Origin of the sequence: Alishewanella longhuensis (assembly GCF_014653435.1) — a bacterium.
Lineage (GTDB): Bacteria > Pseudomonadota > Gammaproteobacteria > Enterobacterales > Alteromonadaceae > Alishewanella > Alishewanella longhuensis.
Genome location: NZ_BNAO01000010.1, coordinates 166,701 through 168,790, shown reverse-complemented (window position 1 = coordinate 168,790; position 2,090 = coordinate 166,701). Strand labels below are relative to the sequence as shown.

At 44.6% G+C, this 2,090-nt stretch carries 4 protein-coding genes; 2 read left to right on the top strand and 2 right to left on the bottom strand.

The window, feature by feature from the left end; translation table 11 throughout:
• A partial coding sequence (locus IE163_RS16475) for an ATP-binding protein (protein WP_189430489.1) occupies positions 1-476 on the bottom strand: 476 nt, incomplete at its 3' end.
• Between the two features lie 213 nt (positions 477-689).
• Here IE163_RS16475 and IE163_RS16470 point away from each other — a divergent pair.
• Together IE163_RS16470 and IE163_RS16465 are read left to right on the top strand one after the other, a co-directional pair.
• Positions 690-977, top strand: coding sequence for a nucleotidyltransferase domain-containing protein (locus tag IE163_RS16470; RefSeq protein ID WP_189434083.1), 288 nt, complete (start codon positions 690-692; stop codon positions 975-977).
• Positions 974-1,432 (top strand): hypothetical protein, encoded by a 459-nt coding sequence (locus IE163_RS16465; RefSeq protein WP_189434082.1) that lies wholly within the window; start codon positions 974-976, stop codon positions 1,430-1,432. Before IE163_RS16470 ends, IE163_RS16465 begins: the two co-directional genes overlap by 4 nt.
• Positions 1,433-1,471: 39 nt before the next feature.
• On the opposite strand, the gene IE163_RS16460 is transcribed toward IE163_RS16465, so the two are convergent.
• The coding region (locus tag IE163_RS16460) for a transposase (RefSeq protein ID WP_189434081.1) at positions 1,472-2,090 on the bottom strand (619 nt) is incomplete at its 5' end.

The window sequence follows — 2,090 nt, the reverse complement described above, 5'->3', positions numbered from 1 at the left end:
CGCTGCATCACTTGCTTATAGTTATCCTGGCGCTGTGCTGTGGCCAGTTGCAGAATTAAGTCTGATGCGCTGATAAAGCGGGTTTTTATCCCAGCCTGTACCGCTTTATAACCCAGTGCAACGGCAATATGCGTTTTACCCACACCTGATGGCCCTAGCATCACCACATTTTCCTGTCGCTCAATAAATGACAACGAAGCTAATTCTGTAACTTGCCTTTTAGGCACGCCAGTCGCGAAGGCATAATCAAACTCCTCCAAAGTTTTTACTGCTGGGAACCCCGCCATACGGGTAAACATATGCTGCTTCCGCTGATGGCGTGAACGCTTTTCACATTGAAGCGCCTGCTCAAGGAAGGTGAGATAATCCCATTCTTCTTTTGCTGCTTGCTGGGCTAAATCACAGGCATTCGCATCAATACCCGGCAACTGTAACGCAGTAGCTAATTCGCTAAGTCGTGATAATTGTAAGTTCACAGTGGTTCGGTATCTGACCCCGAAGGTTCTTCCGGAAGGTTCTTCCGGCAAAAAACTGCTGAAGATGTTTTATGTTGGTGATAAATTCGTGGGGATCCCACAGGTTTTGACCCCGAAGGTTCGAAGGTTTTTCGGTTATACTACGCTATAAATAAATGACATTGTTTGTTATGGTCTACTGAAAGTGCTGGCAACACACTAAGGAACAAATATATGCGTCTGTCTGATTATGAAAAATCAGTAATTTTTAAAGCGATCACCGCTGAGGATGCCAATGCCAAAGTGTTTTTATATGGCTCAAGAACAGACAATAATGCCAGGGGAGGAGATATCGACTTACTGGTGTTATCAAAACACTTTAATAAGCAAAAACTGCGTGCCGCACGTTGGCGAATAGTGGAACAACTCGGAGAGCAAAAAATAGATATCATCGCCAGTGCAGATGGGTCAGAACCTTTTGTGCAGTTAATCAAGCCAACCGCTGAGGAATTATCATTGTGAGCAGGTTAAGCTCGGCTGCGCATTTAGCGTTATGTGTATCGCAACTACAGGATGCCAGTAAATGGCTGCAACGCTCCTTTGAACAGTGCCAGCGTATTGATGTCACTAAGCCGCTTACCGCTGAACAGTATGATGCCTTAGAAAACCTTAGCAGCCGCTTTGCCAGGGTGGTGGATATTTTAATTAATAAAGTTTATCGCGCTATAGATGTAGCTGAATTGCTGGAAGCGGGTAGCTTAATCGATACCATTAATCGGGCAGTTAAAAAAGGGTTGCTTGAAGATAACCAAACAGCCAGGACACTGAAAGATATCAGAAATGAAATCGTCCATGAGTATGTGGTGGAAGAGTTGAAAAACCTGCAACTCGAAATACTTCGTTATACCACCATTCTGCTTGAGCTGGTAAAGGTTGCACTACGCTATATTGACGACAAAGAGCTGGCGCGCCATTAATATTAATGCTTCGGGATCTGACCACGCAGGTTTCCGAGATTAATTGCCCGAATAATTAGGTTGTTTTCTGCTTGGGATGATTGATCTGCGAAGCTTAAGCTGGGTGTTGATCTGCTGCTTAAAGTGCTCACTGCCAAGTACCCACTCACCTTGGCTGGCTAAACGGATCTCAGCAAGTACTTTATCAGAAAAAGGCTTTTCAAAAAGTTCCCGATAACTTTGCTGTTGTTCATCTGTCGTTTTACCCAAACCTAAATAGGCCGGTAATGGCTGCCAAAGTTGAATGGCTCTACCTAGTGCATTCGCCTGATAGCTTGACCAGGGATAAGCTGCAGGATGATCAACCATACCAGCTCTAACCGGATTCAGCTCAATGTAACGGCTAACAGCTAAACAATAACGATCATTATCAACCAAGGTTGCTTTATATCTTCCTTCCCAGAGAGTGCCGGTTCTGCCATAGCTTTTATTCACGTACCGCACATAATAACGTCCTAAGTCTTGCATCATTAGGCTGAGGCCATTTTCTATCTGCGGTGTTGCCAGTAAGTGTACATGATTAGTCATCAGCACAAATGCATGGATAGCGACCTGATGCTGCTTGGCATAGTGCTGCAGCCGTTCAAGGTACACGGTGTAATCTTGCTTAGTGAAAAAG